The sequence below is a fragment of the Cryobacterium soli genome, assembly GCF_003611035.1.
GTDB lineage: Bacteria > Actinomycetota > Actinomycetes > Actinomycetales > Microbacteriaceae > Cryobacterium > Cryobacterium soli.
The window spans coordinates 747897-765684 of the sequence record NZ_CP030033.1 but is presented as its reverse complement, the minus strand read 5'-3'; the positions used below and the strand labels follow the sequence as shown (position 1 = coordinate 765684).

Annotated in this window: 15 protein-coding genes; 10 read left to right on the top strand and 5 right to left on the bottom strand. The window is 68.3% G+C overall.

Features of this window, described 5'->3' with window-relative positions:
- The first annotated feature begins 178 nt into the window (after window positions 1-178).
- Together DOE79_RS03540 and DOE79_RS03535 are read left to right on the top strand one after the other, a co-directional pair.
- Window positions 179-3088, top strand: a complete 2910-nt coding sequence (locus DOE79_RS03540; RefSeq protein WP_120337308.1) for an arylsulfatase — start codon at window positions 179-181, stop codon at window positions 3086-3088.
- A gap of 35 nt (window positions 3089-3123) precedes the next feature.
- On the top strand, window positions 3124-3831 hold the full coding sequence (locus tag DOE79_RS03535) for an NUDIX hydrolase (protein WP_120337307.1): 708 nt from the start codon (window positions 3124-3126) through the stop codon (window positions 3829-3831).
- A 45-nt stretch (window positions 3832-3876) separates the two neighbouring features.
- Here the strand turns inward: DOE79_RS03535 and DOE79_RS03530 are convergent, their stop codons facing one another.
- From DOE79_RS03530 to DOE79_RS03520, 3 genes are all read right to left on the bottom strand, one after another.
- Window positions 3877-4899: a TerC/Alx family metal homeostasis membrane protein gene (locus DOE79_RS03530; protein ID WP_120337306.1), complete on the bottom strand. Its 1023-nt coding sequence runs from the start codon at window positions 4897-4899 to the stop codon at window positions 3877-3879.
- A 313-nt stretch (window positions 4900-5212) separates the two neighbouring features.
- Window positions 5213-7057 (bottom strand): DEAD/DEAH box helicase, encoded by a 1845-nt coding sequence (locus DOE79_RS03525; RefSeq protein ID WP_120337305.1) that lies wholly within the window; start codon window positions 7055-7057, stop codon window positions 5213-5215.
- A gap of 113 nt (window positions 7058-7170) precedes the next feature.
- Window positions 7171-8568: an O-acetylhomoserine aminocarboxypropyltransferase/cysteine synthase family protein gene (locus DOE79_RS03520; RefSeq protein WP_120337304.1), complete on the bottom strand. Its 1398-nt coding sequence runs from the start codon at window positions 8566-8568 to the stop codon at window positions 7171-7173.
- 119 nt (window positions 8569-8687) lie between these two features.
- On the opposite strand from DOE79_RS03520, the gene DOE79_RS03515 reads away from it, so the two are divergent.
- The 6 genes from DOE79_RS03515 (at window position 8688) to DOE79_RS20415 (ending at window position 13709) form a co-directional block, all read left to right on the top strand.
- A complete protein-coding gene (locus tag DOE79_RS03515) occupies window positions 8688-10007 on the top strand; it encodes an LLM class flavin-dependent oxidoreductase (RefSeq protein WP_120337303.1) in 1320 nt (439 codons plus the stop codon).
- A gap of 76 nt (window positions 10008-10083) precedes the next feature.
- On the top strand, window positions 10084-10341 hold the full coding sequence (locus DOE79_RS03510; protein ID WP_120337302.1) for a DUF1272 domain-containing protein: 258 nt from the start codon (window positions 10084-10086) through the stop codon (window positions 10339-10341).
- A gap of 104 nt (window positions 10342-10445) precedes the next feature.
- Window positions 10446-11246 (top strand): slipin family protein, encoded by an 801-nt coding sequence (locus DOE79_RS03505; protein WP_120337301.1) that lies wholly within the window; start codon window positions 10446-10448, stop codon window positions 11244-11246.
- A 63-nt stretch (window positions 11247-11309) separates the two neighbouring features.
- Window positions 11310-12998 carry a long-chain-fatty-acid--CoA ligase gene (locus DOE79_RS03500; protein WP_120337300.1) on the top strand — a complete coding sequence of 563 codons (1689 nt, stop codon included), beginning with the start codon at window positions 11310-11312 and terminating at the stop codon, window positions 12996-12998.
- 113 nt (window positions 12999-13111) lie between these two features.
- Window positions 13112-13558, top strand: a complete 447-nt coding sequence (locus DOE79_RS03495) for a DUF6325 family protein (RefSeq protein ID WP_120337299.1) — start codon at window positions 13112-13114, stop codon at window positions 13556-13558.
- A 1-nt stretch (window position 13559) separates the two neighbouring features.
- Window positions 13560-13709 (top strand): hypothetical protein, encoded by a 150-nt coding sequence (locus tag DOE79_RS20415; RefSeq protein ID WP_162942589.1) that lies wholly within the window; start codon window positions 13560-13562, stop codon window positions 13707-13709.
- Between the two features lie 40 nt (window positions 13710-13749).
- Here DOE79_RS20415 and DOE79_RS03490 read toward each other — a convergent pair whose 3' ends face one another.
- Window positions 13750-15309: a cellulose binding domain-containing protein gene (locus tag DOE79_RS03490; protein ID WP_120337298.1), complete on the bottom strand. Its 1560-nt coding sequence runs from the start codon at window positions 15307-15309 to the stop codon at window positions 13750-13752.
- A 155-nt stretch (window positions 15310-15464) separates the two neighbouring features.
- A complete protein-coding gene (locus DOE79_RS03485; protein WP_162942588.1) occupies window positions 15465-16112 on the bottom strand; it encodes a hypothetical protein in 648 nt (215 codons plus the stop codon).
- A 337-nt stretch (window positions 16113-16449) separates the two neighbouring features.
- Between DOE79_RS03485 and DOE79_RS03480 the strand changes: the two genes are divergently transcribed.
- Both DOE79_RS03480 and DOE79_RS03475 read left to right on the top strand, forming a co-directional pair.
- Window positions 16450-17076 (top strand): PadR family transcriptional regulator, encoded by a 627-nt coding sequence (locus tag DOE79_RS03480; protein ID WP_120337296.1) that lies wholly within the window; start codon window positions 16450-16452, stop codon window positions 17074-17076.
- Window positions 17077-17177: 101 nt separating this feature from the next.
- On the top strand, window positions 17178-17705 hold the full coding sequence (locus DOE79_RS03475) for a nitroreductase family deazaflavin-dependent oxidoreductase (RefSeq protein ID WP_120337295.1): 528 nt from the start codon (window positions 17178-17180) through the stop codon (window positions 17703-17705).
- The last annotated feature ends 83 nt before the right edge of the window (window positions 17706-17788 follow it).

The window sequence follows — 17788 nt, the reverse complement described above, 5'->3', positions numbered from 1 at the left end:
CTACGCCCGTGTCTGTTCCAGCCCCTGGCGATTCCGACAGCCTGTTCGGCGATGGCGGTGCGCGAACCTGCAGACCACAGTCGTGCCCGCTTGTGTCGCTGTCAACATCGGCCTGGCGTTTCTCGGGCTATTGTGCCTGCACAACCAGGTTCCGACGAGCGATCGAAGGGTGCAACGGATGAGCGACAACGAGATGGTGCTCGTAGTGGCGGGTTACCAGGACATCGACACGGCCCGGCGGGACTTCCTCGCCACGGCGGCGCTCGTGCGGGCACGGCAGCTCGCCACCCGGGGCATGATCCTGGTGACCAAGAACGCGCAGGGCGAGGTGCGCCTGGAGCACACCGGCGACGACCATGGCCACACCGGGCTCGGCTGGGGCACCGGGGTGGGCGTCGTGGTCGGTCTGTTCGCCCCGGTGATGCTGGGAACCGTGGTGGTCGGCGCCGCCGGCGGCGCCCTGGTGGATACCTTCACCGGGCACCGGTTGCGCCGGGTGGTTCACGATGAGATCGGTTCGGCGCTTGGTGCGGGGTCGGCGGCCGTGATCGGGGTGTTTCCCGCCGAGCACCGGCTGGCCGTGGAGCTGCACCTGGCCGGTGCGTTCTTGTTCTCCCTGGTCGAGTCCGGTCCCACGGATCTGGCCGAGCTGGAGGCTGAATTGGATCAGGCGATGGGGAAGTTCGTTCCTGACCGCACGGTGCTGCCGATGCCGGACCGCTCGTTCGGCGGTACGGCCGGCCGCACCCTCGCCGATTCGGTGGCCGACTGGTCGATGATTCCCGGACCGCGGGCGCCCGCCGGCGCCCCGAACGTGCTCATCGTGCTCATCGACGACGCAGGCTACGGCGCCCCGGACACCTTCGGCGGTCCGGTGCGCACCCCCAACTTCACCCGGGTGCAGGAACGCGGCACCACCTACAACCGCTTCCACGTCACCGCTGTCTGCTCGCCCACCCGAGCTGCGTTGCTCACGGGCCGTAACCAACACCGAGTGGGGTTCGGGTCCATTGCCGAGTATCCCGGACCGTTCCCCGGCTACACGGCCGCCAAGCCGCGTAGCTGCGCGGCGCTGCCCCGTATCCTCTCGGAGAACGGGTATGTCACCGGCGGGTTCGGCAAGTGGCACCTCACTCCCGACAACGTGCAGGGCGCGGCCGGCCCGTTCGACCACTGGCCCAAGGGGTGGGGCTTCGACCACTGGTGGGGGTTCCTGTCCGGCGCCGCCGGCCAGTACGACCCCATCATCACCCTCGACGACAGCGTCATCGGGGTGCCGACCGCCCAGGACGGCCGGCAGTACTACTTCCCGGACGACCTCACTGACAAAGCCACCGAGTGGTTGCACGCCGTGCGGGCGCAGGACCCGGTGAAGCCCTGGATGATGTACTACTCGACGGGCTGTGCGCACGCCCCGCACCACGTGGCCAAGGAATGGGCCGACAAGTACGCCGGCCAATTCGACGACGGCTGGGACGTGTTGCGGGAGAAGACCCTGGCACGGCAGAAGGAACTCGGCATCGTGCCCCCGGAGACCGAACTCACCCCTCGCCCCGACCTCTTCCCGGCCTGGGATTCGTTGACCGAGGCGCAACGCCGGCTCTACGCCCGCCAGATGGAGGTGTACTGCGGCTACCAGGAGAACGCGGACTGGAATGTCGGCCGGCTGCTGGACTCCCTGGAGGAGATGGGCGACCTGGAGAACACCCTGATCTTCTACATCTGGGGCGACAACGGCGCCAGCCTGGAGGGCACCACCACGGGGTCGTTCAACGAGCTGACCTTCCTGAACGGGCTGGTGCTCGACGCGGACCAACAGACCGACCTCATCGAACAGTACGGCGGCATCGACGCGCTGGGCGGCATCCACACCGCCCCGCACATTGCCGCCGCGTGGGCGCACGCCAGCAACACCCCGTTCCAGTGGGGCAAGCAGGACGCCAGCCACCTGGGCGGAACCCGTGACCCGATGGTGGTGTCCTGGCCCACCCGCCTGCGGCCCGGAGACGCGCTGCGCACCCAGTTCACCCATGTGATCGACATCGCGCCCACGGTTCTCGAAGCGGCGGGCATCCCGGAGGCGAAAACCGTGGACGGCATCGCCCAGGAGCCCATGGACGGCACCAGCTTCCTGTTCAGTTTCGACGACTCCATCGCTCCCGAACGGCACCGGGCGCAGTACTTCGAGATGTTCGGAAGTCGGGCGATGTACCAGGACGGCTGGTGGGCAGCCTCCCGGCCCGACCGCATCCCCTGGGACATGTCGCCGGCGACGCTTGCCCAGTTCGGCCCGGACGCCGACTGGGACCCGGACCGTGACGTGGGCTGGGAACTGTACTACCTGCCCGACGACTTCGCCCAGAACCGGGACCTCGCCGCCGAGCACCCAGACAAGGTGCGTGAGCTACAGGAGCTGTGGTGGGCGGCAGCCAAGGAGAATCACGTGTTGCCCTTGATGGGAGGGATGTCGGCGATCTACGGCATCCTGCCGCCCATGTCCACCGTGACCAAATTCACCTTCGCCGGCGACGTGCAGAACATCCAACGCGGCATGATCCCGCGCATCTACGGGCGGTCGTACGCCATTGAGGCGCATCTGACCGTACCGGCCGGGGGAGCGCAGGGAGTGGTCGTGGCGCATGCCGACTTCATCGGCGGGTTCGCCCTGTGGGTTGATGCTGAAGGGGTCCTTACGCACACCTACTCGTTCCTGGGCGTTGAAACCTATCGCCAGAAAGCGGATGCGCCGTTGCCGGCCGGCGACGTGCGGGTGCGGATGCTGTTCGAGGCCACCGAGAACAGACCCGGTACCGGCGGCCACGTGACGCTGTTCGTGAACGACGAACCCGTCGGGGACGGCGACCTGCCGCACACCGTGCCGATCGCGTTCACCAGCTACTCGGGCCTGGACATCGGCCGCGACAATGGACTCGTCGTGGACCGGGACTATGAAGATCAGGCGCCGAACGCGTTTACCGGGACCGTGCAGCGGGTGGTCTTCGACCTCATGCCGATGGGTCACGCCGACGAGAAGGCCCTGCACCTGCACCACGCAGTGGAGAACCTGGCCCACGGCGCCGCCGGTTGATCGGGGCGGGGGCGCACGGTGCGTAGGCTGGAGTCATGCTTCGGCCCAGAGATCCACGCGCCGAACTGGCGGCACTGTGCGAGCGCGGCCTGGACTGGCACACCGGCGGCACCCGGGTGCTCCCGTCCGCCCGGAATGCCCGGCGGGCCGCGGTGCTGGTGCTCTTCGGAGTGCTCGACGCCGTGCCGGCGCAGACGTCGGCGGTCGGCATCCCGGACGTCGGCACCGCGCACGGTGGGGTGCCGCGCGACCTCGACGTCCTGCTGCTCCGGCGAGCATCCACACTCGGCAGTCACCCCGGCCAGATCGCGTTCCCGGGCGGCCGGGTCGAAGCATCCGACACCGGACCGGTAGCGGCCGCGCTCCGCGAGGCGGTCGAAGAGACCGGGCTGGACCCGGAGGGCATCGAACCGCTGGGCACCCTGCCGCCCCTGCCGGTGCCAGTGAGCAACCACCTGGTCAGCCCGGTGCCGGCCTGGTGGGCCCGGCCGTCGCAGGTCGCCGCAGTGGACCACGCCGAAACCGTCGACGTGTTCCGGATGCCCGTGGCCGACCTGCTCGACCCGGCTAGCCGGGCCAATACCGAGCACGCCGTGGGCGGGATCAGCTACCGGGCACCGGCGTTCACCGTGGACGGCCGGCTGGTGTGGGGCTTCACCGCCATCGTGCTCTCGCGCATGTTCGACGAGCTCGGCTGGTCGGTGCCCTGGGACCCCGACCGGGTGGTGCGCCCCGACCGTTGACGCTGGTCAACGATCGGGGGTCACGGCCTTCAGTCGCGCCAGCGGTTAGTGCGAGTCCTTCGCCTTGGTGATCGGCTCGCCCTCGACCTGGCCGCGGTCGGCCTTTGCGGCGTCCCCGCGGGTCTTCGCGAGGCTCGCGATGGTGGCCACGGCAACGGTGGCGGCGATGAAGACCAGGGAGAACCAGATCGGGATCTCGGGTACCCACAGGATGGGCTCGCCACCGTTGATGAACGGCACCTCGTTGACGTGCAGGGCGTGGAAGACCAGCTTCAGGCCGATGAAGCCGAGGATGACGGCCAGTCCCTGGGAGAGATAGACCAGGCGTTCGAGCAGCCCGCCGATCAGGAAGAACAGCTGGCGCAGGCCCATCAGGGCGAACGCGTTGGCGGTGAAGACGATGTAGGCCTCGGAGGTGAGTCCGTAAATCGCCGGGATCGAGTCGATGGCGAAGACCAGGTCGATGAAGCCGATCGCGATGATGGTGAGCAGCATCGGGGTGACGAAGCGCTTGCCGTTGATCTTGGTGGTGAGCTTGTCGCGGTCGTATTCCTCGCTGACCGGCAGCACCCGGCGGGCCAGGCGCACGAAGAGGTTGTCGGCCGGGTTGCCCTCGTGGCCGCGCACCTGCATGTAGGCCAGCACGAACAGCAGGGCGCCGAAGAGGTAGAAGACCCAGGAGAAGTTCTCGATCAGGGCCGCACCCACCGCGATGAAGCCACCACGCATGATCAGGGCGATGATGATGCCGAACATCAGCACCTTCTGCTGATAGGCCTTGGGGACCGAGAACGCCGCCATCACGATGAGGAAGACGAAGAGGTTGTCGATCGACAGGGCCTTCTCGGTGAGGTAGCCGGCGAAGTACTCGCCACCGTAGCGCCAGCCGGAGACGATGCCGATACCGACACCGAAGAGGAGCGCGAGGCCGATGTAGAAGGCCGACCAGCGCGCGGATTCGCCGACAGTGGGCTCATGAGGCTTGCGCACGTGGGCGAAGAACTCGTAGGCGAAGAAGGCGATCGTCACGGCGATGGTGATGATCCAGATGGTGGGAGTGATGTTCAAGGAGAGCTCCAGGGCAGGGGGAACGGGCGGAGTTCAAGGTCTCTTCCACCCGAGACCCTATGAGGTTGTCGAGCCGGCGTCCCGGGACTCTTCGTTAAGTCCGTACTGACGGGTGCGCCGCGTGGGAGTACTCCCCTTGCTTGATCCACAGTAGAGGACTTTTGCTGAGATGTCGCCCCACGCGGACCCGGATGGCAAATCCGGCTCGGGGCACGGGGCGCCGAAAACACGCAGCGCGGGTCAGGCGCCGCTAAGCGGGTGGCACGCAGCCCGCGAAACGGCGCCTGACCCGCGCAGGGTCAAGCGGTTCTGGTTAGTAGCGGCGCGGCGGACGCTCGGAGCGGTCGCCCTGCTGCGGACGGTCGTTGCGGCCGGCCGAGGCACCGTTGTCGGCGTGGATCTCGATGAGCTTGCCGCTGATGCGGGTCGCCGAGAGGCGCCCCAGCACGTCGCCGGACAGGTCCGCGGGCAGGTCCACCAGGGAGTACTCGGGCAGGATCTGGATCGCGCCGAAGTCCTCGCGGCTGAGGCCACCCTCGTTGGCCAGCGCGCCGACGATCTGGCGCGGTTCGACCTTGTGGCGCTTGCCCACCTCGATGCGGAACGAGGCCATGGCCCGGTTGCTGTCGCGCGAGCGGCGCTCAGGACGCTCGCTGCGCAGCGGACGATCGTCGCGGCTGCCGCGGTCGTCCCGACTGCCACGGTCGTCGCGGCGCTCACGCACGGGGCGGTCGCCCCGGTCGCGGTCGCGGTGCTCGGTGCGCTCCCGGTCGAACCGGGCCGCGGCCCGCACGTCGTCGGCGTTGAGCAGCAGCGGGGTCTCACCCTGGGCGACCACGGCGAGGGCGGCGGCCACGTCGGCCTCCGGCACGTCGTGGTGCTCCACGTAGTGGCCCACGATGTCGCGGAACGCTGCGATGCGGGCGGTCTGGTCCAGCGCCGCCGTGATGGCGTCGTCGAAGCGCGTGAGGCGGGTGGAGTTGACGTCCTCCACGCTCGGCAGCTGCATCTGGGTGAGCGGCTGGCGGGTGGCCCGCTCGATGGCGTTGAGCAGGTGGCGCTCGCGCGGGGTGACGAAGCTGATCGCGGCGCCGCTGCGGCCGGCCCGGCCGGTGCGGCCGATGCGGTGCACGTACGACTCGGTGTCGATCGGGATGTCGTAGTTGATGACGTGGCTGATGCGTTCCACATCCAGACCGCGGGCGGCGACATCCGTGGCGACGAGGATGTCGAGCTTGCCGTTCTTGAGCTGCTCCACGGTGCGCTCACGCTGCACCTGGGGCACGTCGCCGTTGATCGCCGTCGCGGAGTAGCCGCGCGCGCGCAGCTTCTCGGCGAGGGTCTCGGTCTCGTTCTTGGTGCGCGTGAAGACGATCATGCCCTCGAAGTTCTCGACCTCGAGGATGCGGGTGAGAGCGTCGACCTTCTGCGGGTAGGAGACCAGCAGGTAGCGCTGGGTGGTGTTCGCCGAGGTCGTGGTCTTGTTCTTGACCGTGATCTCTTCGGGGTCGTTGAGGTACTGCTTGGAGATACGCCGGATCGCGGCCGGCATGGTGGCCGAGAACAGGGCCACCTGCTTGTCGTCCGGGGTGTCGGCGAGGATCGTCTCGACGTCTTCGGCGAAGCCCATCTTGAGCATCTCGTCGGCCTCGTCGAGCACCAGGTACTTGAGCTGGGTGAGGTCGAGGGTGCCCTTTTCGAGGTGGTCCATGATGCGGCCGGGGGTGCCGACGACAACGTGCACGCCACGGCGCAGCGCAGAGAGCTGGATGCCGTACCCCTGTCCGCCGTAGACGGGCAGCACGTGCACACCCTTCATGTGGGCGGCGTACTTCTCGAACGCCTCGCAGACCTGCAGGGCGAGCTCGCGGGTGGGCGCGAGCACCAGGGCCTGCGGGCTCTTCTGGGACAGGTCGAGGCGGGAGAGGATGGGCAGCGCGAACGCGGCCGTCTTGCCGGTGCCGGTCTGGGCCAGGCCCACGACGTCGCGGCCGTCGAGCAGCGGGGGAATGGTGGCGGCCTGGATGGCCGACGGGGTTTCGTAGCCGACGTCCTTCAGCGCCTTGAGAACGGAGTCGCTGAGCCCAAGCTCGGAGAAGGTGATCGTCGCGCGGGCAGTGTCTGCCTCGGTCGGTGCAGTTGAATCAGGAGGCGTCATACTACTACGGTAGTCGGTCGGGGTAAGCCCCCCGTTCGTGCGCGGCGAAATTGCCCGGTTTTGGGCCGATCGGCTCCGATAAATCTTCGGATCTGACCTGGGTCGGGCCCACTCTAGGCCGAGAGGGGCAGGCCGACCGCCACACCTCTTTCGGCGGCGGCCTCGCGTGTGGCCGGCACCACCACCGACCCGAGGCCCGACCGCAGCACGTCGAACGCGTGCTCGAGGTCGGCAATGAGGTCGGCTTCGTCTTCGATCCCCACCGACAACCGCACCAGGCCGGGGAAGATGCCCAGGCGCACACGCTCCGCTTCGGTCAGGTGCGCATGCGAGGTTGTGCCGGGGTGCAGCACCAGGGACCGTACGTCGCCGAGGTGCGACATCCGGCTGAACAGTTCAAGGGCATCGATCAGGATGCGCGCGTGCCCGATTCCGCCGCGGAGGGTGAAGCCGAACACCGACCCGGTTCCCCGCGGGTAGTACTTCTGCGCGATGGCGTGGGAGGGGTTGGACGGCAGACCGGGGTAGTCCACCGAGGCGACCTCGGGTTGGGCCTCGAGCCAGCGCGCCACGGTGAGCGCGTTGCGGGAGTGCTGGGCCACCCGCAAGGAGAGGGTCTCCAGCCCCTGCTGCAGCAGGAATGCGTTGAGCGGCGACAGCACCGGCCCGAGCCGTCCGGCGATGATGGTGCGGGTGTACTGCAGATAGGCGGTGCGTCCGAATTTCTCGGTGAGGGTGGGCGAGCCGGCACCACCGATCGGGGTGGAGAACTGGGGGAACTTGTCGGGATACCGGCTCCAGTCGAAGGTGCCGCCGTCGATGACGACCCCGGCCAGTGACGCCCCGTGCCCGCTGAGGAACTTGCTGGCCGAGTGCACCACGATGGAGACGCCGTGGTCGAGCGGGCGGATCAGGTAGGGCGTGGAGGCCGTGCTGTCGATGACGAACGGCAGACCCTGGTCCCGGGCGAAGTCGGCGATGAGGCCGATGTCGATCAAGTCGTTCTTCGGGTTCGGGATGGTCTCGCCGTAGACCGCGCGGGTGTTGGGGCGTACCCGGCGCCGCCAGTCATCGATGTCGTGCGGGTCGTCGACGAACTCGACCTCGATGCCGAACCGGGCGAAGTTCTCCCGGAACAGCGTCTTGGAGCCCTCGTACAGGCTCGGTGCGGAGAGGAAGTGGTCGCCGGACTTGAGGATGCCCAGCAGCGCGACCGTGATCGCCGCCTGACCGCTGCTGACCAGGAGCGAGTCCACACCGTGCTCGAGAGCCGTGAGCCTGCCCTCGACCGCGGCGGTGGTGGGGTTGCCGTACCGGGTGTACACGAGACCGCCGTCGTCACCGTTGAATCGCGCCTGGGCGTGGTCGAACGAGTCGAAGACGAAGCCCGCGGTGAGGTAGATCGGCGTGATCCGAGCCCCGGCGTCCCCGTCGATGCTCTCCCCGGCGTGCACCTGCTCGGTGGCGAAGCCGAAGTTGTCCTGCCCGTACGGCGTGGCTGTGGTGGTCATGGCTCGTCTTCCCTCTCGACGGTGCCACGCTACGGTTCGGCGTCTCACCGGACAATCGGTCAGGTTCACACGACGACACAAACCGGCTGCGCCCGTCGTGGCGTCGGAGACTGGACACCATGGCACACCTTCAACACTTCGGCTGGTTCTTCGGGCGCGGCTTCGGGCCCCAGGGCTGGGGGCGGCCCGACTACCGGTGGAACTACCAGTGGCAGAAACCGGACATCTACCAGCAGTCCGTCCGCGAGCTCGAGCAGGCCGGGTTCGACCTGCTCATCATCGAGGACGCCCTGTCGCTCGGCTCCCCGGAGACCCTCGACCTGCGGGTGAATTCGGCCTACGGAGGTCCCAAGCACGACCCGCTGATGCTGGCGCCCTACCTCTTCGATGTCACGAGCCACCTCGGCGTCGCTCCCACCGTGAACGCCGGCGCCTACCCGCCCTACCTGGCGGCGCGGCAGTTCGCCACGCTGCAGCATCTCAGCAGCAACAGGTTCGGCGTGAACGTGGTCACCGATGTGAAGAGCGCCCGGCATTTCGGCCTGCCCGAACTCGGCCACGACGCCGCCTACGACCGCGCCGAGGAATGGCTCGGCGGCATCCGCCGGCTCTGGCACAGCTGGGGCGACGGCGCCCACGTGCACAATGTAGCCACCGGCCAGTTCGCGGATGCCGCCCGGCTCGATGCGTTCAGCCACACGGGCGAATATTTCCGGTTCGACGGGCCCCTCAACGCCCTCCCGTTCGACGACGGCGACCCCGTCGTGGTGTCGCCGGGCGGGTCGGGCCGCGGCTTGGGTTTTGCCGGTGCCAACTCGGATGTGCAGCTGGCGCTCGCACCGCTGACCGTTCCCAGCGTCACCGCCTACCGGGCGAAGATCCACGCCGCGGCGCGCGCGCACGGCCGCACACCCGCCGACATCAACGTGCTCTTCGTGCTCACCCCGGAGATCGTGGCCAGCCAGGAGGAGGTGGACCGGGTGGTGGACGCCGGGCGGCACCCCACCGAGGAGGTGCTGCGGCAGGTGCTGGCCGCACAGTCCAGCGACCTGGAGACCGACCTGACGGTGCTCGATCTCGAGCGGCCGATCGGGCCGGGTGTCTTCGGCCAGCATGTGTCGCAGGGGACCATCAACAATCTCGTCGGCGCCGACGGTGACCTCGAGACCGACACGCTGCGCCAGATCGCCGCCCGCAAGGCGCGGAAGGGCCGGATCGCCGACAAGACCGGCTTCGTCGGTACGGCCGTGCAATTCGCGGACTTCATCGAGGAGCTGGGGGAGTCCGCCGATAACGACGGGTTCATCATCAATGGGGATCTGCATCCCGTCACCGTGCACCGGATGCTCGACCAGCTCGTGCCCGAACTGCGGCACCGCGGTATCCTGCGGGACTCGTTCGGCGGCGGCGGTCTGCGGGCGAACCTCACCGACTTCTGAAGCCTCGGTACCGTGCGGCCGGGGAATGCCGGTCTGGAAGAATGACACCGACAGATGACAGACAAGGGGAGCGCGGATGCTCGAAATGCGACCGAACTGCGAGTGCTGCGACCGGGACCTCTCGCCGTCGGGCGATGACGCGCTCATCTGCTCGTTCGAGTGCACCTGGTGCACCGACTGCGTGCGAACCTTCGCCGACGGAGCCTGCCCCAACTGCGGCGGCGTGCTGACGCGGCGACCGAGCCGGGCCGCGCACAAGCTGCTGTCGGCCCCGGCGTCGACGACGCGGGTTGTCACGCCCGGCTGCGCTGCCGCGGTGGCGACCGCACCGTAGGCACGTAGGCGGCCCGCTGGAACCGGCTACGCACTGGCGGAGGTCGCGACACGGGCGCAGAATGACGCGAGAGAGGCGTTGCCGATCGAGAGAAGGGCCTCCTCATGGTGTGGTTCTGGGTGCTGCTGGTGCTCGCCCTGGTCCTCCTGATCGTGCTCCTGTCGTTCTCGATCCGGGTGGTCACCCAGTACGAACAGGGGGTGCTGCTGCGGTTCGGCCGGCTCGTCGGGGTGCTCAAGCCCGGGGTACACCTCATCATCCCCTTCGTGGATGTCATGACCCGGGTGTCCTTGCGTATCGTGACGCTGCCCATCGAGTCGCAGGGCATCATCACGCGCGACAACGTGAGCGTCGGGGTCTCTGCGGTGGCGTACTACCGGGTCATCGACTCGGTGAAGTCAGTCGTGGAGATCGAGAATGTGCAGGCCGCCATCGAGCAGATCGCCCAGACCACCCTGCGCAAGGTCGTCGGCCAGCACGCCCTGGACGAGACGCTCGCCAACACCGAGGTGTTGAACGTGAATGTGCGCGAGATCCTGGATGCGCAGACGCTGGGCTGGGGCGTGGAGGTCACGCTCGTCGAGCTCAAGGACATCCTCCTGCCGGAGTCCATGAAACGGTCGATGGCCAAGCAGGCCGAGGCCGAGCGGGAGAAGCGGGCCAAGATCATCAACGCCGAGGGAGAACAGCTCGCCGCGGCCAAGCTCGGCGACGCGGCCGACACGATGATGAAGCATCCGATCGCCCTGCAACTGCGCAACCTGCAGACCCTGGTGGAGATCGGCGTCGACAAGAACACCATCGTGGTCTTCCCCGCCCCGCTGATGAGCACCATCAGCGAACTAGGCACCTTCCTCGCCCGGGAGACCCGGAACTCGGCCGTCTCCCCGGCGGACACCGACTGACCCGCACCGCCGGGCGCGCCGTGTCGTGCCCCGGCGAGCCACAGATCGCGGGAGGATGTCCCCATGGCCAATACTGAGCAGCAGCCCTGGGTGAAGCACTACCAACCGGGCGTGCCCGCCGAGATCGATCTGCCCACCACGTCACTCGTCGAAATGCTCGAGCACGCGGTGGCCGAGGCCGGCGACCTGCCCGCGCTGGAGTTCTTCGGGCGCCGCACCAGCTACACCGAACTCGGCGACCAGGTCGACCGGGCCGCAGAGGGCCTGCGCCTTCTGGGCGTGCGGGCCGGCGACCGGGTGGCACTGATCCTGCCCAACTGCCCGCAGCACGTCGTGGCGTTCTACGCGGTGCTGCGCCTGGGCGGCGTGGTCGTGGAGCACAACCCGCTGTACACCTCGCCGGAGCTGCGGCACCAGTTCGAGGACCACCAGGCCCGCATCGTGATCGCCTGGGACAAGGTCGCCCCTACCGTGCGTGCGTTCCCCGCCGACATCGAGATCGACCACGTCGTGTCGGTGAGCCTGCTGCAGGAATTCCCCACCCTGAAGCGCCTGGCCCTGTACCTGCCGGTGAAGAGCCTCCGCGAGTCCCGGGAAGCGCTCAGTGGCCCCGCCCCGGGCACGACGCCGTGGAAGGAGTTGCTCACGCACGGTGCCATCGATCCGGCGCATCCGCGACCTGGCCTGCACGACCTGGCGGCCATCCAGTACACCTCCGGCACCACGGGCAGGCCCAAGGGCGCCATGCTCACGCACTACAACCTGCACTGCAACGCGCTGCAGGGAGAGGCGTGGATGCACGGTGCCGAGTACCGCAAGGAGATCTTCTACGCGATCCTGCCGATGTTCCACTCCTTCGGCCTCACCCTCTACCTCACCTACGGCATCCACAAGCAGGCCCTGCTCGTACTGTTCCCCAAGTTCGAGCCCAAGCTCGTGCTCGACGCCATGAAGAAGTCGCCGGCCACGGTGTACTGCGCGGTGCCGCCGATCTACGAACGCACCGCGCTCGCCGCGAAGGAGCGGGGCGTCTCGCTGCGGTCCTGCCGGTTCTGCATCTCCGGCGCCATGAACCTGCCCGACCACGTGGTCGAGCTGTGGGAATCGGTGTCCGGCGGGCTCCTCGTCGAGGGCTTCGGCATGACCGAGGCGTCCCCGGTGGCGCTGGGCAACCCGTTCTACCCCACCCGCAAGCCCGGCACCGTCGGCATCCCGTTCCCGTCCACCCTGATGAAGGTCACCGACATCGACGACCCCACCGTCGAGGTGCCGCATGGACAACCCGGGGAGCTCCTGATCAAGGGACCGCAGGTGTTCCAGGGCTATTGGAACAACCCGGAAGAGACCGCCAAGACCCTGACCCCGGACGGGTGGCTGCGTTCGGGCGACATCGTGACCCAGGACGACGACGGCTTCGCCACCATCGTGGACCGAGCCAAGGACCTCATCATCACGGGCGGGTTCAATGTCTCACCCACCGAGGTGGAGACCGTGCTGCGGTTGCACGCGTCGGTGATGGATGCGGCCGTGTTCGGTAAGCCGCTCGAACGCGGCGGCGAACTCGTCGTGGCCGCGGTGGAGCTCGAGCCCGGCGCCACCCTGGATGAGAAGGCCCTGCAGGACCATTGCCGGGAGCACCTGGCCGCCTACAAGATTCCCCGCCGGATCGTGCAGATCACCGAGACCCCACGCTCGATGCTCGGCAAGGTTCTGCGTCGCAAGGTGCGCGAACAGGTGCTGCCCACTCTCTGACCAGCGGCGCCGCGCTCGGGTGCCCGGTCTGCTTCACCCGGAGCGGGTGACGCGGCCGGGCAGCTCCTGTTGAACACTGACACTTTGCGCCCCCTAGCGAAGTGGAGTGGATGATGACCGACACCGTCGACGAACTCGGACCCGTGGACTGGATCGTGGTGGAATTTCCGGGCAACAGCTTCAACGGTTCGATCGCCCCGGAGCTCACCTCGCTCGTCGACCGGGGTCTGATCAAGATCCTGGACCTGTTGATCCTCAAGAAAGACGCCGCCGGCGGTCTGGAGATCGCGGAGCTCTCCGACGTCGAAGATGGTGAACTCGGCGAGCTGCGGGCATTCGAGACCGAATTGGCGACTCTGCTCAGCGAGGAAGACGTGATCGCGGCCGCGCAGGCCATCGAGCCGGGGAGCAGCGCCGCCCTCCTGGTCTGGGAGAACCTCTGGGCGGCTCCGTTCGGGTCGGTCGTGCGCCAGGCCGGCGGACAGCTCGTGGCGAGTGGACGCATCCCGGTTCAGGCGCTCGCCGACGCCATCGAGGCCGACGAAACGCAGGAGGCCTGAGATGCCCATCGCAGCGCGGAGGGTAGGACGGCCGCGGGTCATCGGCGCACCCGTCGTGCGCACCGCCGCGACCGTGGGCACGGCGGCCGTCGTGGCGCACGGGGTACGTCGGCGCGGCGACCGCAGGGACGAACGGCGCCAACGCCGCTGAGACGGGCAGATCGGCGCGGGTGGGTCCCGCGCCGATCTCTCTAGCGGGTGGCGGCCACGAAGGCCGTGGCGAACGCCCAGCGTGGGCTGCTCACCCCCGAGCACATGTAGGCGGGAATGCCGCCGGTGCAGGGCTGATCGCGAGTCATCTCCCACCAGCCGAGGCCGGCCAGCGCGTTGGCGCGCACGAAGGCCCCAACCGACTTGGCGTCGGCCAGGCTGAACACCTCGCCGGCCACGTCGTTCTGCCCGAGCATCGGGGTGACCATCACGAGGGAGAGGCGTTGGGCCGTGGTGAGGTGTGCGAAGGCCGGAACGGTGCCGAGTTGGGCGGCCGTCGACGTCGCGGCGGAGATGGCGGCAGCGCCCATGTTCCGGGTGCCGTCGCCGTAGTCCATGCCCATCACGTTGACAGCGGACAGCGTGACGCCCGCCGTGGTGAACTCGGTGATCGTGCGCAGGCCGCTCTGCAGCAGTCCGGTGGGCATCACCGGCAGGGTCAGCGAGACCTGCAGCGGATGCCCGGCCGCGGCGCGCTGGGCTTGGAGAGCGGCCACCGCCGTGGCGCGTCGCTTGTTGGTGACGGAGTCCGACACGTCGGCGCCCTCGATGTCGAAGTCGATCCGGTCGAGGGAGAACCGGGTGACCACCTTCGTGTAGGCGGCAAGGAGGGTGCGTGGGGTGGTGCAGACCCGGGCGAGTTCGTCATTGATCGCGCCGCCGAAGGAGGCCACGAACCGGCCGCCGCTGGATTGGAAGGCCGTGATCGTCGACAGTGAGTCCCCGGAGGACCCCACGGCATAGTCGGTGTACCCGGCCCAGGTAGGGCTGCACGAGGAGCCGCGGTCGGCCACGATAAAGGCTCCCGTCACCGCGCCGACGCCGGCCTTGGCCGCGAAGGTCGGCAGGTCGGCGGTGGGCCACACGCCCAGGTCCACGTACGGAGCGACCAGCAAGCTGCCGTTCGGCGCGGGTGCCGCCGGCGTTGCGCTGGGTACGGGGGTGGGAGTGGCGGTGGCGGTGGGGCTGGCTGTCGGTGTGGGCGTCACGGTGGGCTTCGGCGTGGCCGTCGGGGTCGAGGTGGGCTTTGGTGTGGCCGTCGGAGTGGCAGTGGAGGTCGGCGTCGGCGTGGTGGTGCCTAGCGCTCCGTTGACGCTGCAGGGGATGACCGCCGCGCCCGCCGGAAGCCCGATCACGGTGCATCCTGAGGGAACCAGGGGCGCCGTGCCGACCTTGAGGGAGGTCAGGCCGAATGAGGTGGCCGCGCCGGACGCCAGCGCGGGAGCCCAGGATGGGCCCGTCACCGAGAACCCACCGGTGACCGGGGACGCGACGCCGTTCCACAGCGTGTTCACGGTGTGGCTGTAGCTGAACGAGAGCTGCCACGGGCTGAGTGCGGTTCCCGAGGCGTTGCGTACGCCGACCTCGGACTGGAACCCGGTTGTCCAGACGTTGGTGTTCGTCCAGGTCACCGCGACCGCCGCGGGTGCGGCGGCCAGGGCCGGAACCGCGGTTCCGGCGGCGAGTCCCAGAGTGAGGAGCATGGCGGAGCCGGCGGCAAGCGCGATCGGGCGAAGTCGGCGGAAGGGTGACTCGTTCACGGTGTGTCCTCTGCGTGCATGCGGTGGGCGGAGCGGTAGTCAGTACTATCGTCCGCCGAGAGGGCGCGGTCAGGCGGCACACACGGAAAGGGCGGCTCCCCGAAGGGAGCCGCCCAGTCTCAGTGTTCGGTGTCGAACGGTGAGAGCCTCAGAGGTTAGTCGCCGAGGAGTGCGTCCAGGGAGATGCCGCCCAGGGTGTCGTTGACCGTGGAGTCGACGGCGTCGTTGATCTCGGCGCCGAGGTCGCCTCCGGAGACGTCGCCACCGGTCACATCACCGAGGTCGGTGCCGTTGCCGGAGACGACCGGCGCGTCAACCGGCGCGTCAACCGGCGCGTCGACCGAGGTGTCGTTACCCGAGGCGACGGGCGTGTCGTTGCCCGAAGCGATCGGTGCGTCGATGCCGTTGGCGACGTTGTTGCCCGAGGCCACATCAATGATGTCGCTGTTGAGTGAATCCTCAACGACCGGGCCGCTCACGAGGGGGCCGTTGACCAGGCCGCCGTTGGCCACTCCACCGTCGTTCACTGACGTGTCCGTGCCGGAGACATCCGTGCCCGAAACGTCGGCGCCGGAAACGACCGGTGCCAGGATGCCGGTTCCGGAGTTGCCCGTGATGGCATCGCGCAGGATGTCGTCGATGAGCTGGGTGCTCGTCGAGGACGACGAGCTGTCGGTCTGTGCGGTGGAGCTGACGTTCTCGATCTCCGCAGCCTGGGCGGGGGCGACGAGTCCGCCCACGATGAGGGCTGCTGCAGCTCCGGTTGCGCCGAAAATGCCGATTCGCTTGGTGATGTTCTTCACAATGAACTCCAATTCGTTAGTTCTGCTCCGGCCTCGGAGTAATCCGGGCCGCAGTGGTGGTCCGGAGCGAGGGCTGGTCCGGATTGGTCGTGCGGCCGGAGCGGGCCGGGCATCCGGCCGATCGACACTGTCGTGCGCACCCTCATCAGAGCCGTGATCGCCGTCGTGGCGGCGATCGGCGTCCTCGTCGAAGAAGCGAGAAAAGACCGCAGAAAACTTCTGCAGAATCGCACCCCATTGACGTCACGACAATCAGCGATATATCGTTGAGTATCGTGGAAATCCCGCGAGAAGTCTTCGTCGAATGACGATGACGACGTGAAAGGACGATGCGAGCATGAAGCGCTTCCATTACACAGACAACCCAGGGTTCGGGCATTCGGAGTTCACGCCCGACATGCACAGGGCCCATCACGACTCGCCCCAGGAGCGAGGCAGGGGTTTCGGCCGCGGCTTCGGTCCCGGCGGGCCCGGCTTCGGTGGTTTCGGCCCCGGCTTCGGTCCCGGCGGCCCACGCGGATCCCGCCGGGCCAACCGCGGCGACGTGCGCTCCGCCATCCTCTCGCTCCTGGCCGACGGCCCATCGAACGGCTACGGTCTCATCCGTGCCATCGAGGAGAAGACCGGGGGAGCATGGCGCCCCAGCCCAGGCTCCATCTACCCGACCCTTCAGCAACTCGTCGACGAGGAACTCATTGCGCCGACCGGTGACGGCCGGCGGACCGAATACGAGCTCACCGAGGCCGGGCGTGCCTATCTCGCCGAGCACGCCGATGACCTGAAGAAGGCGTGGGAGGCCACGCCCGGGCAGTCCGATGCCGATGCCGCGTTCCACGAGAGTGTCGGCAAGCTGTTCGGGGTCGTGCACCAGTTCCGAGCCTCGGCCACGGATGCCCAGCGCGCAGCAGCGACGGCCAAGCTGGATGAGGCGCGCCGAGCGCTCTACCTCATCCTCGCGGACTGATCGTCCGGGCGAGCCGGGCCGGTTTCCGGCCCGGCCGCCCGGGGGGAGCGCGGCACGGCGCCACGTTGCTGCGCGCTTGTCCAGGGGACGAGAATGGCGGCATGTCCCAGGTCCTGCACCTTGTTCGTTCCGTGGTCGCGCCGCTGACCCGCACCCGGCTCTTTCGCCGGACGGCGCCGGCCGCCTTGCCGCCGATTGAGAATCTTCTCGGCGCCGTCAGCGCTGGCCGGCTGCAACTGAGCGCTCTCCTCGTTCCCTCGCTGGTGCTGCACGCGACGGGCGCCAAGAGCGGGGCCGCACGCACGACCCGGCTGATGTACACGCCGGACGGCCACGGCCGGGCGATCGTGGCCGGTACCAGCTTCGCGCAGGCCCGGCATCCGGCCTGGACCTACAACCTCATCCGCAATCCGCGGGCGGTCATCGACGTGCGTGGTCGCCGCCTCGCGGTGGTCGCCAGCCTGATCGATCCGGGTGGGCGCGAGCGGGCCTGGCGCCTGATCGAAAGGCAGTGGCCTGGGTATCGCGCCTACGAGCGCAGTTCAGGCCGGACGGTGCGGTTGTTTCTGCTCCGGCCCGTCGCCGAGTCGCCCCTGCCAGACGGTCGGGACCGCCTTCGTCACGAGTGACAAAACGGATTTTCGCAAGGGGGTAGCGGCAATCGCAAAAATGATTCCAAAAACTTTATGCATCCGAATTGAACGGCGGCGGC